Source organism: Streptomyces sp. B1I3 (assembly GCF_030816615.1).
Classification (GTDB): Bacteria; Actinomycetota; Actinomycetes; order Streptomycetales; family Streptomycetaceae; genus Streptomyces.
In genome coordinates, this window is sequence record NZ_JAUSYD010000001.1 from 7377260 (window position 1) to 7396676 (window position 19417).

The window sequence follows — 19417 nt, forward strand, 5'->3', positions numbered from 1 at the left end:
TCGACGCAGGTCAGCGCGCTGCGCACGACTAACTTCGCTGTCGAAGGACATTCGCTCAGCGCACGACGCGGTGAGAATCCGACAGCACGAACGAGAAGCCGTGAGAATCCGACAACCTCACTGCGACAGGACAGTGGAGAAGGCCCTGTTCTCCCGAAGCTGCCACGAAGTGACAAGTAACTCAGGGTGTCGTTAGGGCCTTGGTTTCCGTACGGGGTTCTAGAACTTCGGGGCCGGTGAGAGTAGCGAAGTCTGCGTGAGCCTGCTCGACGGCTTCTGGGTACGCCTCGCGCTTGGCGTGCTCGGCGAGCGCCCGGTAGATGCTGGCCACCGAGGGGCTCTGCCCCTTGCGCTTGCCGGTGGGGATGATCAGATCGGGCTGGATCTGCTCAACGGACTCGCCGGCCCGCGCGGCGCCGCAGCACGGTGTGAAGCATGTCGTCGGTGATGACCGGTGGCCGGCCGCCGTGCTTGACGGCATGCGCCGTTCCGACCCCGGACCGGTACGCCGACCTTGGGTGCACCACCGGCAGTTCAGCAGGCGGTCGTGATGACCGACGATATCCAGGCCGACGTCGCCGCCGAGACCCTCGGATCCCTCAGCATCCTCGTGTTTCACCCGAACTCACGGAGGCATCGGCCTGACGCACACCGGCAGGCCCGTGGGTTCGCGCTGAAGGACCTCCGGTTTTCCTGAACCCACGGGGGCCGTGGGGTGCCGGTAAGAACGCTGTCACCAGCCGCAAATGCCGAGGATGTTCCGAGCCGCCCCTGCTATACCCGAGTGGCATCAACGTGACTGGCAGGTAACGATGAAGGCGTCACCGACTGGTAGCCGCTTCATCGGATACTCCCGGTGGGCGGTCTTAGTGAGCGGGAGTCGATCATGGCCAACGTGACCGCAGGCCCCGAGAAGGACGTCGAGTTCTTCAGAGACCTTCAAGATGTGTTCGAAAAGTACCCTGGCGCCGCCAAGCAGTACTACGTTCAGTTCGCGGTGGCTGAGTTGGCACTTGGGATCGATCTTGAGAAGCAGGTGAAGGTCAATCGCGTCCAGAACGGTGAGGTCATCAGCAAGTTCGTGGACCGCGAATCTAGGGGAGCTTCCAACCTGGGCAACACCAGCTCCGAAGAACACTGCTGCGCGTGGAGGTGGGAAAGCCAGACCTGGCGTTGTGTGACGATGTGTGGTCCGCACCGCCCAGAGCAGTAGGAAATCCCCGCCCCGGCAGTGGCTGGCGGCTCGTCACCCTCGACGTCGGTCACCAGGTGCAGCGGATGTTCACCTTGTAAGGCGCTCGGCGACCACCCGTTCAGCCAGCTCTCCCAAAGTTCGGAGGCGTGGCAGGTCGGGAGACAGATCGGACAGCTGACCGTTCAAGCGTTCGATCTTAGGTCTACGAGTGCGTGCCCGAACTGAAGGGCAGTCGGCGGGTCGCGCTCGCCGAGGCGATGGCCGCAGCCGAACTGCCCCCGGCCTGCGACGTTCGCGGAGTAGTTCGGTGGCCTGCGGCTGGTGACAGCGTTCTTACCGGCACCCCAACGGTCGTGGCTGCGCCCCAGCCCCCTGAGCCCCGTGCGCATTTATATTCGGTGGACTGACGAGCCCTGTCGTAGTGCGTGGTGCCCGGCGACCCCCGTGACCCGCCGGGCATTTGTCGCAGTAAAGCCGACTGTCACCTAGTCGGTGGAGTCGTCCAATTCCGCATCCTCGTGCGGGGGAGTGGTGTTCTTCGGCAGGTTTCGAGGATCGTAGGTACCCGACTTGAAGCCGAGATACACGTTTTTCCAGAAGGCCTTGCAGATGCTGGAGGCCCCTTCGCTCCAGTTGGCGTCCCTTCGGGCGAGCGAGAAACAGAACAACAGGTAACTGATCCAACACAGGAATATCGAGATCGCGCCGATCACGCTGATAGTGACGAATGCAGTGGCCACGGCGTTTCCATCTGCGCCGCACCTGCCCCGGCGTACAGGCGCAGCGCGAAGCGGACTTCGTGCCGGCGCCCGGAGGCCAAATCGAGACGTCCCCTCCGAAGGCATGCCGCGACCTCTGCGTGGCCGGATGATGGCGAACAACGCCGGGTGTTGAACGCCGTGTCCTTCGTCGGTTCGTCCTCTCGCGTTCCTGGCCCCTCCGCGTGGGTCTCCTGGGCCACGGTGACATCAGGAAGGCTAAGTGTGCGTGCATCAAGAGTAGCCAAGCATCCTGAAAGCGGAATGGGAGATTCCTCCAATCCTGGCCCTCTAATGCTCCTAGTAGGGGTGCCGTTAACGAGCGGGCGAACTAGGTGACAAGTAACCCGCCGGTAGCTTTCAGGGCTTCGCCGCAGTGGTCTTCTTCGGCTGGCGGGGCACGGTCTTGGTCTTGTCGAGGTGTCCGTGGAACGGGGCACGTTGAACATGTCGGCGATCTGCTGGACGGTCTTCTCCCGGGCGTCGACCAGAATGTCAAGCACGGTGCCGTCGGCGTCCACTGCCCGCCACAGTACTTCCGCTCACCGCTGATCTTGAGGAAGACCTCGTCCAGATGCCATTTGTCACCGGGCCGTGGCCAGCGGCGGCGCAGTCCGTTCGCGTAGGCCTGCCCGAACGTGGCACACCAGCGGCGGACGGTCTCATAGGAGACGATCACACCGCGCTCGAGCATCAGCTCCTCCACCGCGGAAGCTGAGCGGGAAGCGGAAGTACAGCCACACACAGTGCGCGATGATCTCGGCCGGGTACCGGTACCCCTTGTACAACGGCGACGTGCTCCCGCGGACAATCCCTCTCAGCATGATCAACCCGAAGATCATCCAGGCGGTCAGCCAACGTGACAACGCCCCGGAAGGTGCTGCCTTCCGCGGACGTGGGCTCTCGCACCTCCCAACTTGGCACGGGCAGCCGGGTGGTGCATCTGGACTTCACGCTGTTCGGCGCAGAGGCGATTGCTGTCCGGGTCACCGTGAAGAGCGCGTGACGGGCTTGTGGGATCCTTGCCTTCTGTCCCTCTCCGTCGGCTGAAGCCCAGCGACAGAGAATGGGGTGCCGCCCGCCTGGTGGCCCTCTGTGAACACCTCGTCCGCCCCGGCTGGTTGGAGCTGCGACCTGCCGCAGGGAGTCCTACGCTGGAAAGTACGCGGGGGAGCCGAATGGCGGTCGGAAGTGCTTGATCACGACCACGGCAGGGCCATCCTCGGTCGCCTGAAACATCACAGCTCGAGGGCCTGCACGGTGCTGGCCACAAGTAGCGGATGCGCGACGCGCGCCGCTGCCGATCGCCGCGCACCGGATGTCCGGGGAACAGGGCGCTACGGCGGCCGGAACCGGTCGGCCGGACGGAGAAGCCGATGGAGAGCATCAGGTTCGATGGAACCACCGAACTGGAGGAGTGTCTGGCCGGCAGCCGCGTACTGCTCCTTCAACAGCCCAACGAGAGGGGCTATTTCGTCAGCCTGGTGCAGCAGGCGCTTGCCGATCTGGGGGTCTCCGTCGAGGTCGACGGATTCTACGGTTCCCTCACCGCGGAGGCCGTGGAAGTCTTCCAGCGGAACACACCGGGGCTCGGTGTGGACGGCAAGGTCGGCATGCACACCATGGGGGCTCTGGACGAGGCGTTCGCCACCGAGCCGGAGGGCGTCGCCGGCTGCGTCGGGCCCGAAGGACCCGCAATCTCCTTGAACGGCGTCACCCATGAAGACGTGAACCTGCTGCTGTCCGCAGTCGGGCTGAACGCTCTCCTAGAAGTGAGCGAGGGAGGGACGGTCACTGCCCACACGCCCGCGCAGTTGCTCGGCGTGGACGCCCCCGTCACGGCGGAGGCCGCGCGCGATGCCCTGGCCGCCCCGGACCAGGCATTCACGGGACCCACCGCTCCGGCCGTACGCCTAGGGGGTCAGCTGAGCTCCCTGCTGGCCCAGCCAGTGCTCGCCGACTGGCCGGCTGCTCTGGCCTCGGTCGACACGGGCAGCCAGTGGCTAGCCCAGCAGGCGGCAGCCGCTCTCGTGGGGCAGCCCCTGTCCCTGGCCACGCTCCCGTTCGGTCCGCCACCTCCTCCCGTCCGCGCGCTCACACTCGACATGGCCTACCGCGAAGTGGCCGGCTACCATGTGTCGGGGACGGTCGCAATGTCGCCAGCACCGGCCCTCTCACCGGCGGGCGGAGTGATCGTGCCCACGCCGATACCTCGTGTGACGCTGCATCATGTCATCGCGGGTATCACCTTCCGCTTCACGCCTGACCCGTCGGCACGGAGAGTAACCTTCGGCTCTGCGACTCCCGTCCTAGCGGCCTTGGACGTCCGGCATGCGGCCGGTCTGGTGCGGCTGGCACAGTTCCTCTCGTCGGACTGGAACGTCAGCGAAGTGCACCACGCCGGCATCAGCGGAAGCGCCGTACGGACCGACTGCCACACGGACGGGCGGGCGATCGACCTCGTCGGCGTCCGTCTCACGGCCGCGGGCGTGGTCCGGGACGTCCACGTCTTCGACCACTGGGCGAGCAAGCCCGTCCCCGCCCCGGGCAGGCCCAGCGGGATCCTTCCGCAGTGGCCCTCCGGCAGCGTGCCTCGCCTGGCCTACCGCCTGGCCGCCGTCGACGACCTCGGCATCCTCCCCGCCGACACCACGGTCACGTCCTTTTTCTTCGACCTGTACGTGTGGTTCGCCACGCAGTACCAGGACCGCACGAAGACGCCCTTCGACCCGGGGCCGTTCACGACCCCGGGCGAGGCTAGCTGTGTCATGTCGCCTGACCACCCCACATCGGATGTCGGTGGCCCACACGGCCGTGAGGCGCACGCCACACACCTCCACGCCCAGATCGGCCCGACCTGACGCACGCGCCACGCGAAGGCCGGGCACTGCGGCCGGCGGCGGCGAGCGACTGCTTCTCGGCCTCGGGGAGCACCTTCCTGTTCTTCATGGGCATCGGTAAGACGTGGGACCATCCCCGCGGGCGCGGGGAGCACAGACGCCGACACCTACCCCGACAGTGGTTCAGGGGAGAGCCGTTCTGCATGACTTTCACCGAATCCGACAAAACACGCCTTTCGGTCCTTGGGGTCCCAACAGAGCCTTCCATTGCCTCATGAACAGCGCCCCGGCGCCGGAGCCAGCAGTGCTACGCCGCCTTGAGTGCGGCCACTTGGCGGGCGCGGTCTTCCAGCTCCTGCACTCCTGGGACGCTGCGGTAAGCCGGAAGCGCTTTGAGCATCGTCTTCAGGTGCTCGTCTCCTCGGGCGGACGAGATGGTCACGTGTTCGTCGAGGAAGATCCCCCAGGTCTGGCAGGCGGCTTCGATATGGCGCATCCGGAACTGCCGCTCGGCGATCACCCCCGTGCAGTGGAGGCGCCCCTGCCGCTCCAGCGGGGAGCGCGCAGCGTTCGAGCGGCGCAGGGAGGCGATCGAGCCGTCGTGGTCGCCCAGGTGCCAGCGCACGTGTGCCTCGTGGAAGAAGTAGGCGGCCTGGTCGTATCCGCCCACGGCGTCGCGCCGGTCGTCGGCGCGTGACAGTGCGTTCTCCGCCTCCTTGAGCCAGCCCATGGCGGTGTGGCGGGCGTCGGTCATCGCTGCGGCGGCGGCTTGCTGGCCGCGCAGGAAGGCCACCAGGCGCGGGCCGGCGGAAGGGGCGGCCTCGGCAGCGGCTTCGGCGAGTTCCAATCCCTTTTTGCCGTGGCCCAGGTGTGTTGCCTGCAGGCTCATGCCGCGCAGGGTGCGGCAGTAGGTGAGGTGGTCCTCGGCGGCACCGGCGAGTTCGAGGGCGCGGAGGTAGTACTTCTGGCCCAGGCCCTGCTGGTCCTCGTACATGGCCATCCAGCCCGTGAGGTACACGAAGTCCGCGACGGCGGCCCGCATGTCGCGGGTGACCTTGTCCGTTCCACCGGCCCGGAGGTAGGGCCCGGCTGTGTTGACGAGGAAGGCCGCGGCCATCGGGCGGGCGTGCCCGGCCCCGACCTGGTCCAGGATGTCGGCAATCTTGTCGGTCATGGTGCGGACGGTCTCCACGTCGGACCGGCCCACGTGCACCGTGCGCCCGGCCGATGCCGCCTCCAACCGCCCTGTCAGGTCCTCGTACCGCGGTACGGCCAGGACTGCGGCGTACATCCCGGTCTTCAGCACCCCCCGACGTGTGGGGTCCATGTCTGCCCTGCTCAGGTCGATCACTCCTGCCACCATGTCGTGCTTCGCGACCGGCTTCTCCTCGCTCGGCCAGCCGATCTCCGCGCACGTTACGGGCCGTCCGAGCAGCCGCGAGAGCGCTTCGATCAGGGCAGGGCGTGCTTCGGGCTTCGGCACGGATCCGGCGAGCCAGTGCGACACGCTGGTCTTGTCGTAGTGCAGGCGGACGCCGAGTTCGCGGCCTGCGGCGTTCACCCGGCGTGCCAGCTGCGCGTTTCCGATTCCCCCCGACTGCATCAGCGTCGCAAGGGCTGTATTCGGTGTTCGTGCGCGACGTGCCATCGATGACCCCCTGGTGCGTTCAACCAGTTCAACCGTGCCTCCACACTGCTCCCTTACCCATTGGCGCGTCGGGGAGTTGAGTGATTACCGGCCGTTCGGTGGACAGCTCACGGGCGGCCTCGACGGCCCGGTTCGTCCCGTCGACCCCGTGCGGGGCGAACCGGTGACCGGACGACGAAGCGCGACGACGAAGCGCATGCGACGCCGCCTTACGATCTGCGGAAGGACTGGGTATGACCGCGACCGCGACCAGCAGTGCGGCCACAGCGCAGCAGGGCCACTGCAGCACACCCCCTGCTCGACGGCTCGACCCTGCCGACCGGGACATGGACCTCGGCATCCTCCGCTCCCCTCGCCCAGGCCTCGGCAGCGGCGGCGAGATGTCCGAGCAGGACAAGCTCTGGCCGGGGCGCGTCCGCCGTATCGGTCGGGAACGGCTCCGCAGATGGAAGCTGGACGTCCTGTGTGAGCCCGTCGAGCTGTGCCTGAGCGAGCTGGTCACCAACGCCATGCGGTACGGCCGCGGGCCTGTCGTAGGCGTACGGCTGTACCGGACTACCTCACACCTCCTCATCGAGGTGAGCGACGGATCTCCCGACAGGCCCGTCCTCGGCGATGCCGGCTCCGACGAGGAGGGTGGCCGAGGCCTGGCCCTGGTCGACGCCGTCGCGGAGTCGTGGGGCGTCTCCGAGGACGGCACATGCACCTGGTGCCGTCTGAGCGTCCCGAAGGGGCAGCCGTGATCGCAGACGCTCAGGCCGTCCCGCACGCCCGATCCCGGCTGTCCCAAGGGCCCCTCCCCGACGGGGAGACGGAGCAAGCGTGGTTTCCGCCGTTGGATGCCACGCAGTTACGACACGTCCTGCAGAAGATGCGCGTATGGGAACCGTTCGACGCGGGCGCCTTGCTCGACGACGTCGCGACGGCGCTCGATGACGTGCCACCTGCGGCCGAGTACCAGGAAGAACTCGCGGCACGCCTCCGTGGCCGCCTCGTTCGGCTCGTCGACATCGCGATCGGTGGCGATGCCGACGTCGAGGACGCGACCGCGCTCACCCTGATCGAGCACGCCCGTGACATTCGCTCCACGGACATGCCAGGAGATCCGCGGAGAGCCGTCGGTCACCTGCGCCGCATGGCCTGGACCGGCAACGAACTCCTTGAGCGACTGCTGGTGACCCGGCAGCTCACGAATGTGGAAGCAGCATGAGTTCACACGCTGAACGCCTCGCCTGGAAGCAGATGAGAGAAGCGAACCGACCTGTGCGCCCCACCACTCGCCCGGGCCGTCATCCTCTACGTCACGCAGCGAGTGGGAGAGGAAGCAGCACCGGACAACCTGGTCCTGCGACCCTCGCGGGGCAGTCGCGGCCGCGGGCGCTACCGCCTGTTCTACGCGGACGAGGAACCTCAGGACCGCGACCTCCGGCAGGTCCTCTGGGGCCGGGTGTCGTTCAACCCGTACGACCGGCGCCGGTACCCCACGGGGACCCCGGACTGGAAACTCATGCACCCCTTCCGGCAGCGGATGACGATGGAATCCCTGCGGTGTCAGATCTGCACGGCTCCCGCGACGACGCCCCTGGGGACCGTCTTCCTCGCGGGCGCCCACGACTACGCGCGCAAGGAGCCGCCGCTCCTCACGAACCAGCCCCCCGTGTGCCCGAAGCACGTCAGGACCGCTACCGCGCTCTGCCCACATCTGCAGGAGGAACCCGTCGTGTTCCTCGCCTCGAGCGCACCCATGTACGGGGTCCTCGGCACGATCTACGGCCTCGTCGACGGCGCGGTCCAGGTCGTGGCCCAGCCGCCGGAGCCCCTCCCCTACGGACATCCGAACCTGCCCACGTTCCTCGCGTCGCAACTCGTCCGCCGGCTGGCCCGGTACCGCGTCCTCACCGTGAACGAATTGACGCGGGAGCTGGCCGAGCTGCCCACCGAGAGCGCTGCACGACGGCCTCACAGCTCCGGAAGGGCCGACAGACAGCACCAGTACCCGGCACGAGGGACCACCTGAACCTGTCCTCGCGGCCTTGCGGAATCCCGCGCCGGACTCTCCCCGTCCGCATGTTTTGAAGGGCATCCATGTCCCGACGCGTGTGCCAAGTGGCAGTGTTCCTGACTGCCATTGTTCTGATTGTCGCTGCCGCCGGGTGGTGACGCACACAGCTCAACCGCACATCCGAGGAGCACGCATGACCGTCCTGACAACCGATCACCCCGCTTGGACCGAGAGCGCATCCGGTGATCGCGCGCGGGCCGTACGCACGGCCTCCGGCCTCTGGGTCCTGTCGTGGGACCGGGACGGTCTGCACATGCGCTGCGTGGAGGGCACCGAGGACGTGAAGCCGGTCTCCGTCACCACCAATCCCGACTGTCTGCCCAGCAGCGTCCCCAGCGGGCTCAGGGTGGGAGTCGAACGTCTCGGCGCCTCGCAACGCCTCGCCAACCCGTGGCTGTGGGACGCGATCACCACGGCGATCCTGCGGCAGGTCGTACGAGCCGGGCAGGCCCGCAAGCTCTACCGGGAGTGGTGCAAGGCGTACGGGACCACAGTCGACAGCCCTTTTGGTGAGCTCGCCACCGCCCCCACGGCACAACAGGTCCTCGCCCTGGCGGACGAGCAGTTCGACGAGGTGGGAGCCAAGTTCCACCGGAGCGTCCTGCGGGCGGCCGCCGAACACTACGAGCTGCACGCCGCCGGCTGGAGCGGCATGAAAGCGCCCGACCTCGCAGCCGCCCTCACCACCGTCCCCCGGATCGGCCCCTGGGCCGCCGCGGCGGCCGCGACCGACTTCACCGGGGACTTCAGCGTCTACCCGCACGACGACCTCGCCGTACGCACCTGGGCCGGACAGATCGCGCCGCACTATCCCTGGCCGGACAAGAAGGACAAGGCGTTCGGCCCCCTCTGGACCGGCTGGGCCGGTCCGGACCGTACGGCGCTGCACACCCTGACCCTTTCCACGCTCACCTGGGGCTCCCATGCCCGCTGAACTGGAGGACCGATGCAGGAGTTACCGCTCATCTCGGGTGCCGACCCCATGCGCGCCCTCGACGCGCTGTTCGTGAACGCGCCGCTACGCGACTACGGCCGGCGTCCCCGCACCAACGACTACACCCTGCCGGTACTGGGCATGGCGTACATCGCCACGTACGCCCAGCTGGCCGGCTTCAACGTAGGCGTGCTCGACGCCGAGGCACACGGGCTGGGCATCGTCGAGACCGCCGAACTGGTCAACGCGGCCCGGCCCCGGTGGGCCGCGATGAACCTCCTCGCCCCCACCTACGAGATGTCCGCAAACATCGCGGCCCACCTCGACCCCGATATCGCCCTGATGGTCGGTGGGCACCACGCCAAGGCGATGCCCGACCGGATCCTGGCCGACCCCCGTATGGCCAACCTGCCGGCCCTCGTCCTCGGAGAGGGAGAGCTGCGCGTCGCCGCGCTGCTGGAGGACGAGCAGCGCAGCGACGGGTCACGTCGAGTTGCTGCTCCTGGACGCGGAGCAGGAAGCGCAGCTTTCGAGCCTCGACGATTATTCGGACACACGTTCGAGTGTAATGCTGAGCTGGCAGCCCACTCCAGCCGCACCCCACTGAGCTGCGATGGACAACCTGAACGTAGTCGAGGGCACTCCGAACTTGCGCGCCTTGAGCCGTTGAGCCGGACCAGGGGCATTCGGGGCCAGCCTGCGGGCGTGCTACTTGGCCAGGCAGCGGCGGGAGATTCCTGCTTCCGCAGCGACGTGTGCGATCGGATGTCCGGCATCGACCCGCAGGCACAAGCGCAGACGTCCTTCGGGGGTCAGCGGTGCGTTCCGAAGTCCCCTGCTGGTGGCGCTCCTGGACTCGGCGGCCGCGTTCACCGGGAGCCCTGGGATCTCCGGGCTCCCGCGTGAGCGGCTGCGAGTCGCGTCAGCGTGCGAACTTTTCGATGGCCTCCGGGGTGACGGGGGTGAAGAAATTGACGAGGTTGCCGTCGGGGTCGCGGAACAACAGCGACCGGTTGCCCCAGGGCATCGTGGTGGGCTCGTTGACGAAGTCGGTGACGAAGCCGGCCAGGTCCTGGTGAACGCGGTCCACGTCGTCGACGAGGAACTCGGTGATCACGCTGTGGTTGTCCGCCGGGCGGGCAGAGCCCGGGGCGAACAGCGGGACGGTGCGGGTGCCGGCGATCGCGAGGGTTGCGCCCGCGGTCTTGAGTTCAGCGAAGTCCTTGGTGGCCCATATCGCCTGCACCCCCGTAGCTCGCTCGTAGAACTCAACGAGGCGTGCGACGTCGCTGGTGATGATGCGAATCGAGACGAAGTCCATGTGAATCTCCTTGGCTGTGCTGGAGGTGGCGTGCACGTTGCAGGCTAGGAGAAATAGTGGACAGAATCGGTCCTGTATTCGCGTTAGGCTGCGAACATGCCACGACCCACCGGCCGCGTGCTGACACTCCTGGAGCTGCTGCAGTCGGGCGGCACCCGGACTGTGGCCGAGCTCGCCGACCGTCTCGGCGTCGAAGGGCGCACTGTGCGGCGGTATGTGGGCCAGCTGATCGACCTGGACGTGCCCGTGGAGTCGGTGCGCGGCCGCTACGGCGGGTACCGGCTGGCTCCCGGGTACCGCTTGCCTCCGCTCATGCTCAGCGACGACGAGGCGCTGGCCGTGCTGCTCGGCCTGGTCGCCGGCCGCCGGACAGAGCTGACGACGACGGAGCGCACGGCAAACGAGACGGCGTCAGCGAAGATCCGGCGGGTGCTGCCCAAGCACATCGCCAGCCGGCTCGACACACTCCTGGAAGCTCTCGCCTTCACGGACCAACCCGGCGAGTTGGGCCACCCGGACGCCGGGCTGCTGCTCACCATCGCCGATGCGGTGCGCCACCGCCGACCGGTCTCGATCCGCTACACCGACCGCGACGGACGGCGCAGCGAACGCACACTGCACGCATACGGAATCGTCGCCCATGCGGGCCGGTGGTACGTGACGGGCAAGGACGCCCAGGCCGGCGAGGACCGAACCTTCCGGCTCGATCGCATCGCAGCCGCGAGGGCCCTGCCCGGCTCATTCGAAGCGCCTGTGGGTCCTGGTCCGGCACAGCGCGTGTTGTCAGGATTCGCCACGGCCGAGTACCGGCATGAGGTGACCTTGCGGATCCACGGGACAGTTGAGCAGATCCGCGCGCACCTCCCCGCCGGCGTCGCGAGCCTGGAGGATCACGAGCCCGCGGCCGGTCAGGACCCGGCGGCCGAGCACTGGCTGCGCGTCGAGCTACGGGCACAGCAGCTCGACTGGTTGCCTCGGATACTCGCCTCACTCGACCGGCCGTTCGTCATCGAGCGCCCCGATGAACTACGCGACCTCGTCATCGCGCTCGCCGATCGCCTCACGTCCTATGCCCGCCAAGCCTGACAGCAAGGAACCAATGTCATGAGACGGCACATGTAACCCGTCGATCCGAGGGTGCCACCCCCACGGGCGCGGGGAGCACACGGCGCCGCCTTCCCTTCCGGCCGCGTCTTCGGGACCATCCCCGCGGGCGCGGGGAGCACTCTTCCTGAACTGCGTGTTTGCCATTCGAAGTAGCCACTCCGCACAACTTTCGCCGATTCCGGCGAAACGCTTTTTCGTGCCCATATCATGACAGCTCTCAACGGCCAGTGGGCTATCGAGAAAGGGCGCGCAGGGATACATGGGCAGCAGCCACGAACTGGGCTCATGTCGGCAACCCTGCGCCCTCGGTCTGGCGCAGCATTTCGGCTGCCGCCGGATGGGCCGCAGGGCCGTTCATGGCCTCTGAGAAGTCCAGGTACTGTAACGGAGGTGCAGCGACCTTCAGCTACGTCGGCACGCTGTACTACAGCAAGGCCGCCGGCGCTCCCGAATGTGCCGTTGCTCTGCATATCGAGAAGGGGTTCAACACCCCAGGGCAGACCCAGCCGCCAAGCTCCACCAAGAAGCTGCCTGGCCAGAATACCGATGCGCCGCTAACTCGCCTGTACGCCGATACCACTCGGCGGGACAGAAATCGCTCCATCGCCGTCAGCAACTGCGTGAAGTACTTCGGAGCCAACTACGCAGACGGCGGAAAACAGTGCGACGAGTACCCCTTCGCCGCAACCTACCAAGGCGCCGCAGGCTCTGAATACGATCCGTACCAGCTCCCCAACAACTTCAGCGTCATGGCCTTGAACGGTACGGAGAACGGGAACGCCGGCAATCTCCTCGGCCAGTTCTACTGCAAGTACCGCCTGCTCGACGGGCCTGACGACGGTTACCTCGTCAAGATCACCAGCTGATCGAAGCACGGGGCGGGCCACCGCACCGCAAGCCCGCCCCGGGCATCAGGCCGGCCAGAACTGAGCCAGATACTGCTCGAGGCCATGAGGAACACCCACGAGGCACTCCCGCGCCGCAGCCTCACGGCCCCGGCACTGGACGCGCACATTCCATGTGCCCGGTGCGCGCGACAGAGCAATGGCGTGTGGGGCGGGCCCGCCTGCGACAGCCCACAGCCGCAGCTCCCCGGAACGACACTCGATACGGGCGGTTGCGGACTCGTCCCACACCCCTTCCGGCGTCGGAGCCGGACCATCCCATACCTGTACATCGAAGGACGCGGTCTGAGTATGGCCAGCACTTGTGAAGTCGATGCGCCCGCGCTGTTCTGAGAGGAAGGGTCCCTGGGCGAACCCATCGGGGAACATCGATGGCAACCAACTGTCGTCGGCATCCTGCAAACTGAGACCGTAGTAGTCGACGTGGGCATCGACGTGCTGAGCATCCAGGAGTTTCACGCAGCCGACCATAGCGTTCCTTGGCCTACCAGGCGCAACTCGCTCAGCACCAGGTCCGAGCCCTTGGTGACTTGTGAGGAGCGGCATCTGACCTGCTGTCACTACCTTCCGCGGCCCAGAGCCTGGGGTCCGCAGCGGCCAGAATCAAATCCTCGGGCTGGTGCTTTCGAGCGCTGCGCCCTTGGGTCTGTCAAACGAACGGCTCTGTTCCGTAGTCGGTGGTGACGTCCGTTGTCAGGGCAGGAGGATGCGATGGCGGAGGAGGTCGAATCCTGCTCGGCCATGCATCTGCCTCATGATCCGTTTGGTGCGGGTGTTGACGCCTTCGGTGCGGCCGTTGTGGTAGCGCAGGGTGAGGCTGGCGTTGACTGCGGCGCGGTCGAGTTCCAGGCCGTGGGGCAGGGCAGGTCGGCTGCACGGACGGCGGCGATCCATTCGGTGAGGCGGGTCTCGTTGCCCTTCGCCGGGGTCAGTAGCTGGGCGAATGTGCCGACGAATCGGGCGAGTTCGGCTGTCTCGGGGCATGCGGTGGTGAGGGTTGCCAGGAGGGCGGTGTACTTGGCCCACAAGTGTTCGGGGTCTGTGAGCAGGAGCCGGGTCGCGTGGCGCGGGGTGATCACCGGCCGGTTGCCCTCGGCTCGTCCCTGGGTGAGGTAGCGGACCAGGAGGCTATGGCTGCCGGTATAGCCCGGGCTTTGATCTCGCGGAACAGCTGGGTGACGGCCACTGCGGGCTCGGCCGCACGTCGAAACCGTAGGTGCTCGCGGTAGGGGTCGACCAAGGTGGTCCGGTAGCGGGGCGCGATGCGGTCGGCCGAGGGTTCGGGGATGCGGGAGTAGCGCTTGACGGTGTTCAGGGTCAGGTCGAGACGGCGGGCGCATTCCAACAGTCCGACGCCCCGTCCGAGGAGGTCGTGGACCTGGTGCCAGCGCTCGCGGATCGTCTGTTCGTGGACCCCGCCGGGGCGGGCCGGGTTGACCATGGCCCAGCACGAGGCATGGGCCCGTACTTCGGCCAGGACCTTGCCGCACAGATTCCGCCACAGGTGCCATCGGTCGCTGACCTGCACCGCGTCGGGCAGGGCCCGGCGGATCGCTTCGGCGTAGGTGGCCGAGCCGTCCCGGCACACGGTGTCGATGCCGGGGTGCTCGAGCAGCCAGGCTTCCAGACCGGCGGCCTCGCGGCCGGGCAGCACGTCGATGCGCTCGCCTGCCCGGCGTCGATGATGATCGTGGCGTACCGGTGCCGGCGGCGCAGGGCGAAGTCGTCGACTCCGACCACTCGCGGGGTTTGCACCGGGGGTATGGGGATGCGCCGCAGCAGGCGCAGGGCGGTGGCGAACGACATGGGCACGGCCAGTGAGTGGGTGAGCCGGGCAGCCGCCCGGCCGCATAACTCCTTCACCACCACACTAACCTGACTGGTCAGGCGGGTGGTGCGGCGTTGCAGGCGTTCCATCAGCCCGGGGACCTGCTCGCGGAAGGTCTGGCGCCGGCATTCCAGGACCGGGCAGACCAGGGCCGCACCTGGACGTGGACCACGACCTTGCGGCCGTCGACCGGCACATCCGCCATGGTCCGGCTGTGGTATCCGTGGACTTTTCCGGTCAGCACCCTGCACACCGGGCAAGGCGAGGGAACATCCCGGGTCCGGGCCGCGACCCGGATCACCTCACCGGCATCGACCACCTCCTCGATGACCAACGCAGAGAGCCCCGAAAACACGGTTGCCACAAGGCAGTTGAGATCTCGCATGTGATGTCAACGAGACCCCTCACGTGCCGTCACCGCCGACTACGGAACAGAGCCGAACGTTTTACAGTCCCTCCCCAGCGCGGTGATCACGCCGGATCGCCGCGTACAGCTCGACTTGGACATCTGCGGCATGACCAGGACCTTTCACCAGGAACACCTCGATGCTGGCCTGGCAAGTACCGAAGTGCTGTCAAAACTCGGGTTCTGGCGCAGGTTCTGTGAGGTCGTCGCGCTGAGTGACCAGTCCTCTGGGATGAATTTCAGCGCTGGGTGTGGGTGGCTCGTATGATCGTGGGCGGGATGGGGCTCGTAGCGCAGTGGCTGTCGCGCCTTCACCGCATGTGGGAGGACGCCGGTTCGAATCCGGCCAGCCCCATCCCACCCTGGCTCATGCTGTGGGGTGATCAGGTAGGCGCCGGCGGTGCGTTCGTCGGCGGTGAGGCCGGTGACGTCCAGCAGCTGACCGTCAAGCGGTCCGCCGGTCAGCTCGATGCACTCCGCTCAGGCTGCCAGTCGTGACGGAGAGGCCGCACACGGACGCCACCACCATGAGTGAACTGCACCCGCCACCCGTGACGGCGGGGGTGATCAGGCACGTTGAGCCGCCCATGCAACGAATGATCATTTCTGCTGCCCTGGCCGCTGTCCTCGTTCCCTTGGCCGCCGCTCCTGCGGTCTCCACTCCCACGGCGGCTCGGGCCTACGTGAACAAGCGGGTCAACGCGTGTGGGGAAGGGCCCTGGCTGCCGACCGGGGGCCGTGGCCCACTACTGGTACAAGCGCGGCTCCTCGGCCCGTGGGGTTGGCTGGGTGTATGCCTCGCGGGAGGGTGTGCGCTCCGGCACCGCCCGCTGGCTGGTCAAGAAGCCCGGCGGCACCTGGAAGACCGGCGGCGGCTGGTAGCGCGCGGCCCGGGTGGGTGGCACGTTCGTGGAGACGTCTTGGGGTCGGGACGGGCACACGGGCCCGGTGTACCCGCGCGGTACCCGGATCTGCGTGCAGTTCAAGGGCCTGTCCACGAAGGCGTGCGTCTCGCTGAAGTGACCCGGCCGCCGCGCCTGAGTGGCGCCGCAATGGCACCGGCCATGGCCGTGGCCAGACCGCTGTGCCGCAGCGGCCGCTCAGAGGGGCCGCTCAGAGATGGCCGTCCAGGAACTTCCGTACCTCGGCGGTGGTCATAGGCCCCGTGCCGTGCGCCACCGCCTCTCTCTCCTTCAACAGGACGCAGGACGGGGCTCCGGTGATCCCGTATCGCTCGGTTGCGGCGGGACAACGTTTGATGTCGGCGCGGACAGCCGTCAGGCGGCCCGTGTAGTCGTCGGCGATGCCACCCATGACGAGGTCCATCACCCGGCAGGGCTCGATTGCCTTGGGCCATGCCCCGGTGAAGTATGCGAGGACCGGAACTCTGCTCATCCCGAGGATGAAACTGAACTCCGCGTCCTCACGAGGTCGGTGAACCCGCGTCGTCATGGATGCTCCTTACCTCACGTCCGTTATTGCATCCCCATCATCCCTCGCGCGGTGGCCGCCGACCTTGCAGTAGACATGACGAAGCCCCGACCGTTCGGCGGCCGGGGCTTCTCTGCTCAGTGCTGCGGCGTCTCCGGCTCTGCCGGGACGAGGAAGCCGGGTGGCTGCCCGGCCTCCCACACTGCGACCAGTTCGGCGTACCGCGGGTCGATTCATTCCTGCGCCATGGGGCACCTCCTCCCGCCGGGCTAGCAGCCGGTCAGCCGCCAGGCTTCGGCTTCGGGGTGATGACGATGGTGCACGAGGGGGCATGCTGACATTTCGCGGCAACCGAGACGAGAGTTTCGTCCGACGGCGGCCCCCACAGCTCCTCGTCTGCTGGGTAGCCGAGGGCCGCGATCGTCTCGAGTAGTCGACCCGGTCGACGACACCTACCGCCGGCAGACGAACCGGCAGCTCACCGTCCAGGGGGCCGGTCACAAGCTCGCCCGGGACATCTGCCACGGCAATCGCGGGCAGAGATCATACAGGCGTAAAGGACGGGTAGGAGGGCCAGCTCGGCGCGCTCGGCCTGGTCCTCAATGCCGCCGTGCCCGGACGACCCGCTACCTCAACGCCGCTGCCGGACACCTGAGGGCCTGGCGCCCGAGGAGCGGGACACGACGTCCTGGACGAAGACGTGTCCCGCGTCTCCCCGCTCAAGCACGCCAACCTCAACCGCCTGGGCGGCTACGGCTTCGCTGCACACCCACCGCGCGAGGGCCTGCGGCCCCTGCGCGACCCGGCAACCGTCCACCTTGACGAGGACGACGGTGCCGAGGATTGACGCGCAAGCCGCGAGAAGCCGTAGTTCAAGCGGGCGGCTGCGCGCCGGCGATTCGACACGTCAGGGGATCTGTGCCTCGATGTGGGCGAGTTGGGCGGCGAGGATCTCTTCGAATGCGGCGCGGCGGTCTGCCCCGACGGGGCGGATGTCGCGGGCGAAGTGGGACAGGGCGGGGAAGCGCTCGGGATCGGCACCGAGCACCGCGACGCGGAACTGCTCCATGCCCTGTTCGTACTCCTTGGGGGTGAGGGTGCCGATCCCGGCCTCGGAGGCGATCAGCGCGGCGATGAGGATCACGATGCGGTGGTAGCGCGCCGGGACCTCCTCGTCGGGCAGGCCGGACCCGCGTAGGGCCTGCAGCAGCTCCTCCATGACCAAACGGGATCCGATGCCGCCGGAGCCGAAGCGCGCCCACACCCCGGCGAGCTGCAGCTGTTCACCGAAGACCTCGCGCAGGCGCAGCGCCACGGCGGTGATGCGCTGCTTCCAGTCGCCCTGGGGGCGGTAGCCGTCCATGGCGGCCAGCAGGGTCCGGTCGGCAACTGCGCGCAGCAGCTCAGTCTTGTTGCGGAAGTGCCGGTAGAGGCTAGAGGAGTCGGTCCCGAGCGCTGCGGCGAGTTTGCGCACGCTGAACGATTCGGTGTCGCTCGTACGCAGCAGTTCCGCCGCGGTGTCCAGGATTTCCTCGGTCGACCATCGCTTGCGGCCAGTCATCTCGCCCCTCTCATCCAGCCTGAGTTTAACGCATGCACTTGCTGATGCACGCACCGCGTGCATACTGAGGGCAACGCACTTCCAGCCACGAGGACACACCCGGCGCTTGAAGCCGGGAGGGGAGAAGGACACATGAGCGAGACCACTGCCGCGCCACGGCCGCCGGAGCCGGACTTCTCGGCGATCACGACCGAGGAACTGTTCGCCTACCGCGATGCGGAGAACCGCTTCCGGGCCTCCAGCGCGGCGCGGGCGATCCTCGGAGAGCCGGACCCCGGCACCGCGATCGACTGGCAGCAGATCGCGCTGCCCGGCCGCGACCTACCGGTCCGGGTCTACCGGTCGGCACGGACGGGAGACAACGAAGCCGCAGCCCGAACCGACCTGCCACTCGTGGTCCATGTCCACGGAGGCGGCTTCGTGGGCACGGCAGCGCAGTGCGACTGGACTAACAGCCACCTCGCCGCCCGACTGCCCGCCCTCGTCGTCTCGGTCGAGCACCGCCTCCTCGCACCCGGCACCCCGCTCGCAAACGCTGCCGACGACGGCTGGGACGTGCTCGACCACGTGGTGCGGCACGCCGCGCAGTGGGGCGTCGACCCGGCGCGCACGGCCGTGTTCGGCGAGAGCTGCGGCGCGCTGATCAGCGCCTTGACGGCCATCCGGGCCCGGGAGGCCGGCCAGGAACTCAGGGCGCAGGTACTGGTCAACCCCGCGGTCGACGTGACCAAGACGATGTTCGACTACGCCTCGATCGCGGAGTACGCGTACACCCCGACCCGGGCCCTGCCTCAACTGCGGCTCTTCCAGCAGCTCGCCGTCCCGCCGGGGACCGACGCCGACGCGGTTTCGCCCCTGTTCGCGGACGACCTGAGCGGGCTCGCCCCGGCGCTCGTGGTGGTGCCCACCCAGGACGCGGTCGCCGACCACGGCCGCCGCTACACCGAGCGACTGCGCGCGGCAGGGACGCCCGTGCAGCTTTCCGAATACCCGGGCGCGAAGCACGCGTTCCTCACCTTGCCCGGCGTCGAACCACAAGCCGAGGCCGCCCAGGCGCAGATCCTCCAGTTCCTTTGCAGAGCCCTGGCAAAGTGACGGAGGAGCAACGCACCCCACCCCTTGGGCCCGACGGCCCAGCGGTGTCCCGAGGCCTCGGCTGCTCGAGCATGACCGGCAGCTCCCGCTGCCCCCGCCTGCGCGACAACCTGGCCGCCCTCTACCTGCACCTGACCGCCCCGATCGACCGATGAGGAAGGAAGCACTCTGATGACGAAGCCATCCCGTGCACGAGGGGCACTCGCAGCGGTGCACGCGGCGCTCGCGCTGACCGCCTCACGACGGGCTGGACTGTTAGGGCAGGCAAGCGGTGGGTCCGCCCCGCCGCCACCGTGATGCTCGTGATCGGCACCAGCGTCGCACTG

17 protein-coding genes, 1 tRNA gene and 3 pseudogenes are annotated in these 19417 nt (G+C 67.7%); 12 read left to right on the forward strand and 9 right to left on the reverse strand.

All coding sequences use genetic code 11. The features are described 5' to 3' along the window. Positions 1–181: 181 nt before the first annotated feature. Positions 182–619 (reverse strand): hypothetical protein, encoded by a 438-nt coding sequence (locus tag QFZ58_RS33550; RefSeq protein WP_307128615.1) that lies wholly within the window; start codon positions 617–619, stop codon positions 182–184. A 267-nt stretch (positions 620–886) separates the two neighbouring features. On the opposite strand from QFZ58_RS33550, the gene QFZ58_RS33555 reads away from it, so the two are divergent. Continuing rightward, complete coding sequence (locus QFZ58_RS33555) at positions 887–1213, forward strand: hypothetical protein (RefSeq protein WP_307128616.1); 327 nt, start codon at positions 887–889, stop codon at positions 1211–1213. A 467-nt stretch (positions 1214–1680) separates the two neighbouring features. Here QFZ58_RS33555 and QFZ58_RS33560 read toward each other — a convergent pair whose 3' ends face one another. Together QFZ58_RS33560 and QFZ58_RS33565 are read right to left on the reverse strand one after the other, a co-directional pair. Next, positions 1681–1935, reverse strand: coding sequence for a hypothetical protein (locus tag QFZ58_RS33560; RefSeq protein WP_307128617.1), 255 nt, complete (start codon positions 1933–1935; stop codon positions 1681–1683). Between the two features lie 485 nt (positions 1936–2420). Beyond that, positions 2421–2777: pseudogene (locus tag QFZ58_RS33565) on the reverse strand (IS6 family transposase); the annotation flags it as partial. Positions 2778–3329: 552 nt separating this feature from the next. Here QFZ58_RS33565 and QFZ58_RS33570 point away from each other — a divergent pair. Continuing rightward, the gene (locus QFZ58_RS33570) at positions 3330–4814 is read left to right on the forward strand and encodes a peptidoglycan-binding protein (RefSeq protein WP_307128618.1); all 1485 of its coding nucleotides are present in this window, start codon (positions 3330–3332) and stop codon (positions 4812–4814) included. Positions 4815–5100: 286 nt separating this feature from the next. Here the strand turns inward: QFZ58_RS33570 and QFZ58_RS33575 are convergent, their stop codons facing one another. Further along, the gene (locus QFZ58_RS33575; protein ID WP_307128619.1) at positions 5101–6441 is read right to left on the reverse strand and encodes a hypothetical protein; all 1341 of its coding nucleotides are present in this window, start codon (positions 6439–6441) and stop codon (positions 5101–5103) included. Positions 6442–6674: 233 nt separating this feature from the next. Here QFZ58_RS33575 and QFZ58_RS33580 point away from each other — a divergent pair, with 233 nt between their 5' ends. The 5 genes and pseudogenes from QFZ58_RS33580 to QFZ58_RS33600 all read left to right on the forward strand — a co-directional run. Further along, positions 6675–7184, forward strand: coding sequence for an ATP-binding protein (locus QFZ58_RS33580; protein ID WP_307128620.1), 510 nt, complete (start codon positions 6675–6677; stop codon positions 7182–7184). A 92-nt stretch (positions 7185–7276) separates the two neighbouring features. Then, positions 7277–7651 (forward strand): DUF6415 family natural product biosynthesis protein, encoded by a 375-nt coding sequence (locus tag QFZ58_RS33585; protein WP_307128622.1) that lies wholly within the window; start codon positions 7277–7279, stop codon positions 7649–7651. Positions 7652–7753: 102 nt separating this feature from the next. Continuing rightward, positions 7754–8458 (forward strand): hypothetical protein, encoded by a 705-nt coding sequence (locus QFZ58_RS33590; protein WP_307128623.1) that lies wholly within the window; start codon positions 7754–7756, stop codon positions 8456–8458. 178 nt (positions 8459–8636) lie between these two features. Next, a complete protein-coding gene (locus tag QFZ58_RS33595) occupies positions 8637–9437 on the forward strand; it encodes a hypothetical protein (protein WP_307128624.1) in 801 nt (266 codons plus the stop codon). 48 nt (positions 9438–9485) lie between these two features. Further along, positions 9486–9881 (forward strand): annotated as a pseudogene (locus tag QFZ58_RS33600) (cobalamin-dependent protein); the annotation flags it as partial. 478 nt (positions 9882–10359) lie between these two features. On the opposite strand, the gene QFZ58_RS33605 reads toward QFZ58_RS33600, so the two are convergent. Then, positions 10360–10758, reverse strand: coding sequence for a VOC family protein (locus tag QFZ58_RS33605; RefSeq protein ID WP_307128625.1), 399 nt, complete (start codon positions 10756–10758; stop codon positions 10360–10362). Positions 10759–10854: 96 nt separating this feature from the next. Between QFZ58_RS33605 and QFZ58_RS33610 the strand changes: the two genes are divergently transcribed. Both QFZ58_RS33610 and QFZ58_RS33615 read left to right on the forward strand, forming a co-directional pair. Further along, the gene (locus QFZ58_RS33610) at positions 10855–11844 is read left to right on the forward strand and encodes a YafY family protein (protein WP_307128626.1); all 990 of its coding nucleotides are present in this window, start codon (positions 10855–10857) and stop codon (positions 11842–11844) included. Positions 11845–12221: 377 nt separating this feature from the next. Continuing rightward, complete coding sequence (locus QFZ58_RS33615) at positions 12222–12731, forward strand: hypothetical protein (protein WP_307128627.1); 510 nt, start codon at positions 12222–12224, stop codon at positions 12729–12731. 45 nt (positions 12732–12776) lie between these two features. On the opposite strand, the gene QFZ58_RS33620 is transcribed toward QFZ58_RS33615, so the two are convergent. Both QFZ58_RS33620 and QFZ58_RS33625 read right to left on the reverse strand, forming a co-directional pair. Continuing rightward, the gene (locus QFZ58_RS33620) at positions 12777–13229 is read right to left on the reverse strand and encodes a hypothetical protein (RefSeq protein WP_307128628.1); all 453 of its coding nucleotides are present in this window, start codon (positions 13227–13229) and stop codon (positions 12777–12779) included. Positions 13230–13463: 234 nt separating this feature from the next. After that, a pseudogene (locus QFZ58_RS33625) lies at positions 13464–14953 on the reverse strand (ISL3 family transposase). Positions 14954–15285: 332 nt separating this feature from the next. On the opposite strand from QFZ58_RS33625, the gene QFZ58_RS33630 reads away from it, so the two are divergent. Next, positions 15286–15359 (forward strand) — tRNA-Ala (locus QFZ58_RS33630). Between the two features lie 758 nt (positions 15360–16117). Here QFZ58_RS33630 and QFZ58_RS33635 read toward each other — a convergent pair. After that, the gene (locus QFZ58_RS33635) at positions 16118–16456 is read right to left on the reverse strand and encodes a co-chaperone YbbN (RefSeq protein ID WP_307128629.1); all 339 of its coding nucleotides are present in this window, start codon (positions 16454–16456) and stop codon (positions 16118–16120) included. 679 nt (positions 16457–17135) lie between these two features. On the opposite strand from QFZ58_RS33635, the gene QFZ58_RS33640 reads away from it, so the two are divergent. Further along, positions 17136–17282, forward strand: coding sequence for a hypothetical protein (locus QFZ58_RS33640; protein ID WP_307128630.1), 147 nt, complete (start codon positions 17136–17138; stop codon positions 17280–17282). A gap of 60 nt (positions 17283–17342) precedes the next feature. Here the strand turns inward: QFZ58_RS33640 and QFZ58_RS33645 are convergent, their stop codons facing one another. Continuing rightward, positions 17343–17996: a TetR/AcrR family transcriptional regulator gene (locus tag QFZ58_RS33645; RefSeq protein ID WP_307128631.1), complete on the reverse strand. Its 654-nt coding sequence runs from the start codon at positions 17994–17996 to the stop codon at positions 17343–17345. Between the two features lie 132 nt (positions 17997–18128). Between QFZ58_RS33645 and QFZ58_RS33650 the strand changes: the two genes are divergently transcribed. After that, entirely contained in the window at positions 18129–19091 is a 963-nt protein-coding gene (locus QFZ58_RS33650; protein WP_307128632.1) for an alpha/beta hydrolase, read from the forward strand. Positions 19092–19417 lie beyond the last annotated feature (326 nt).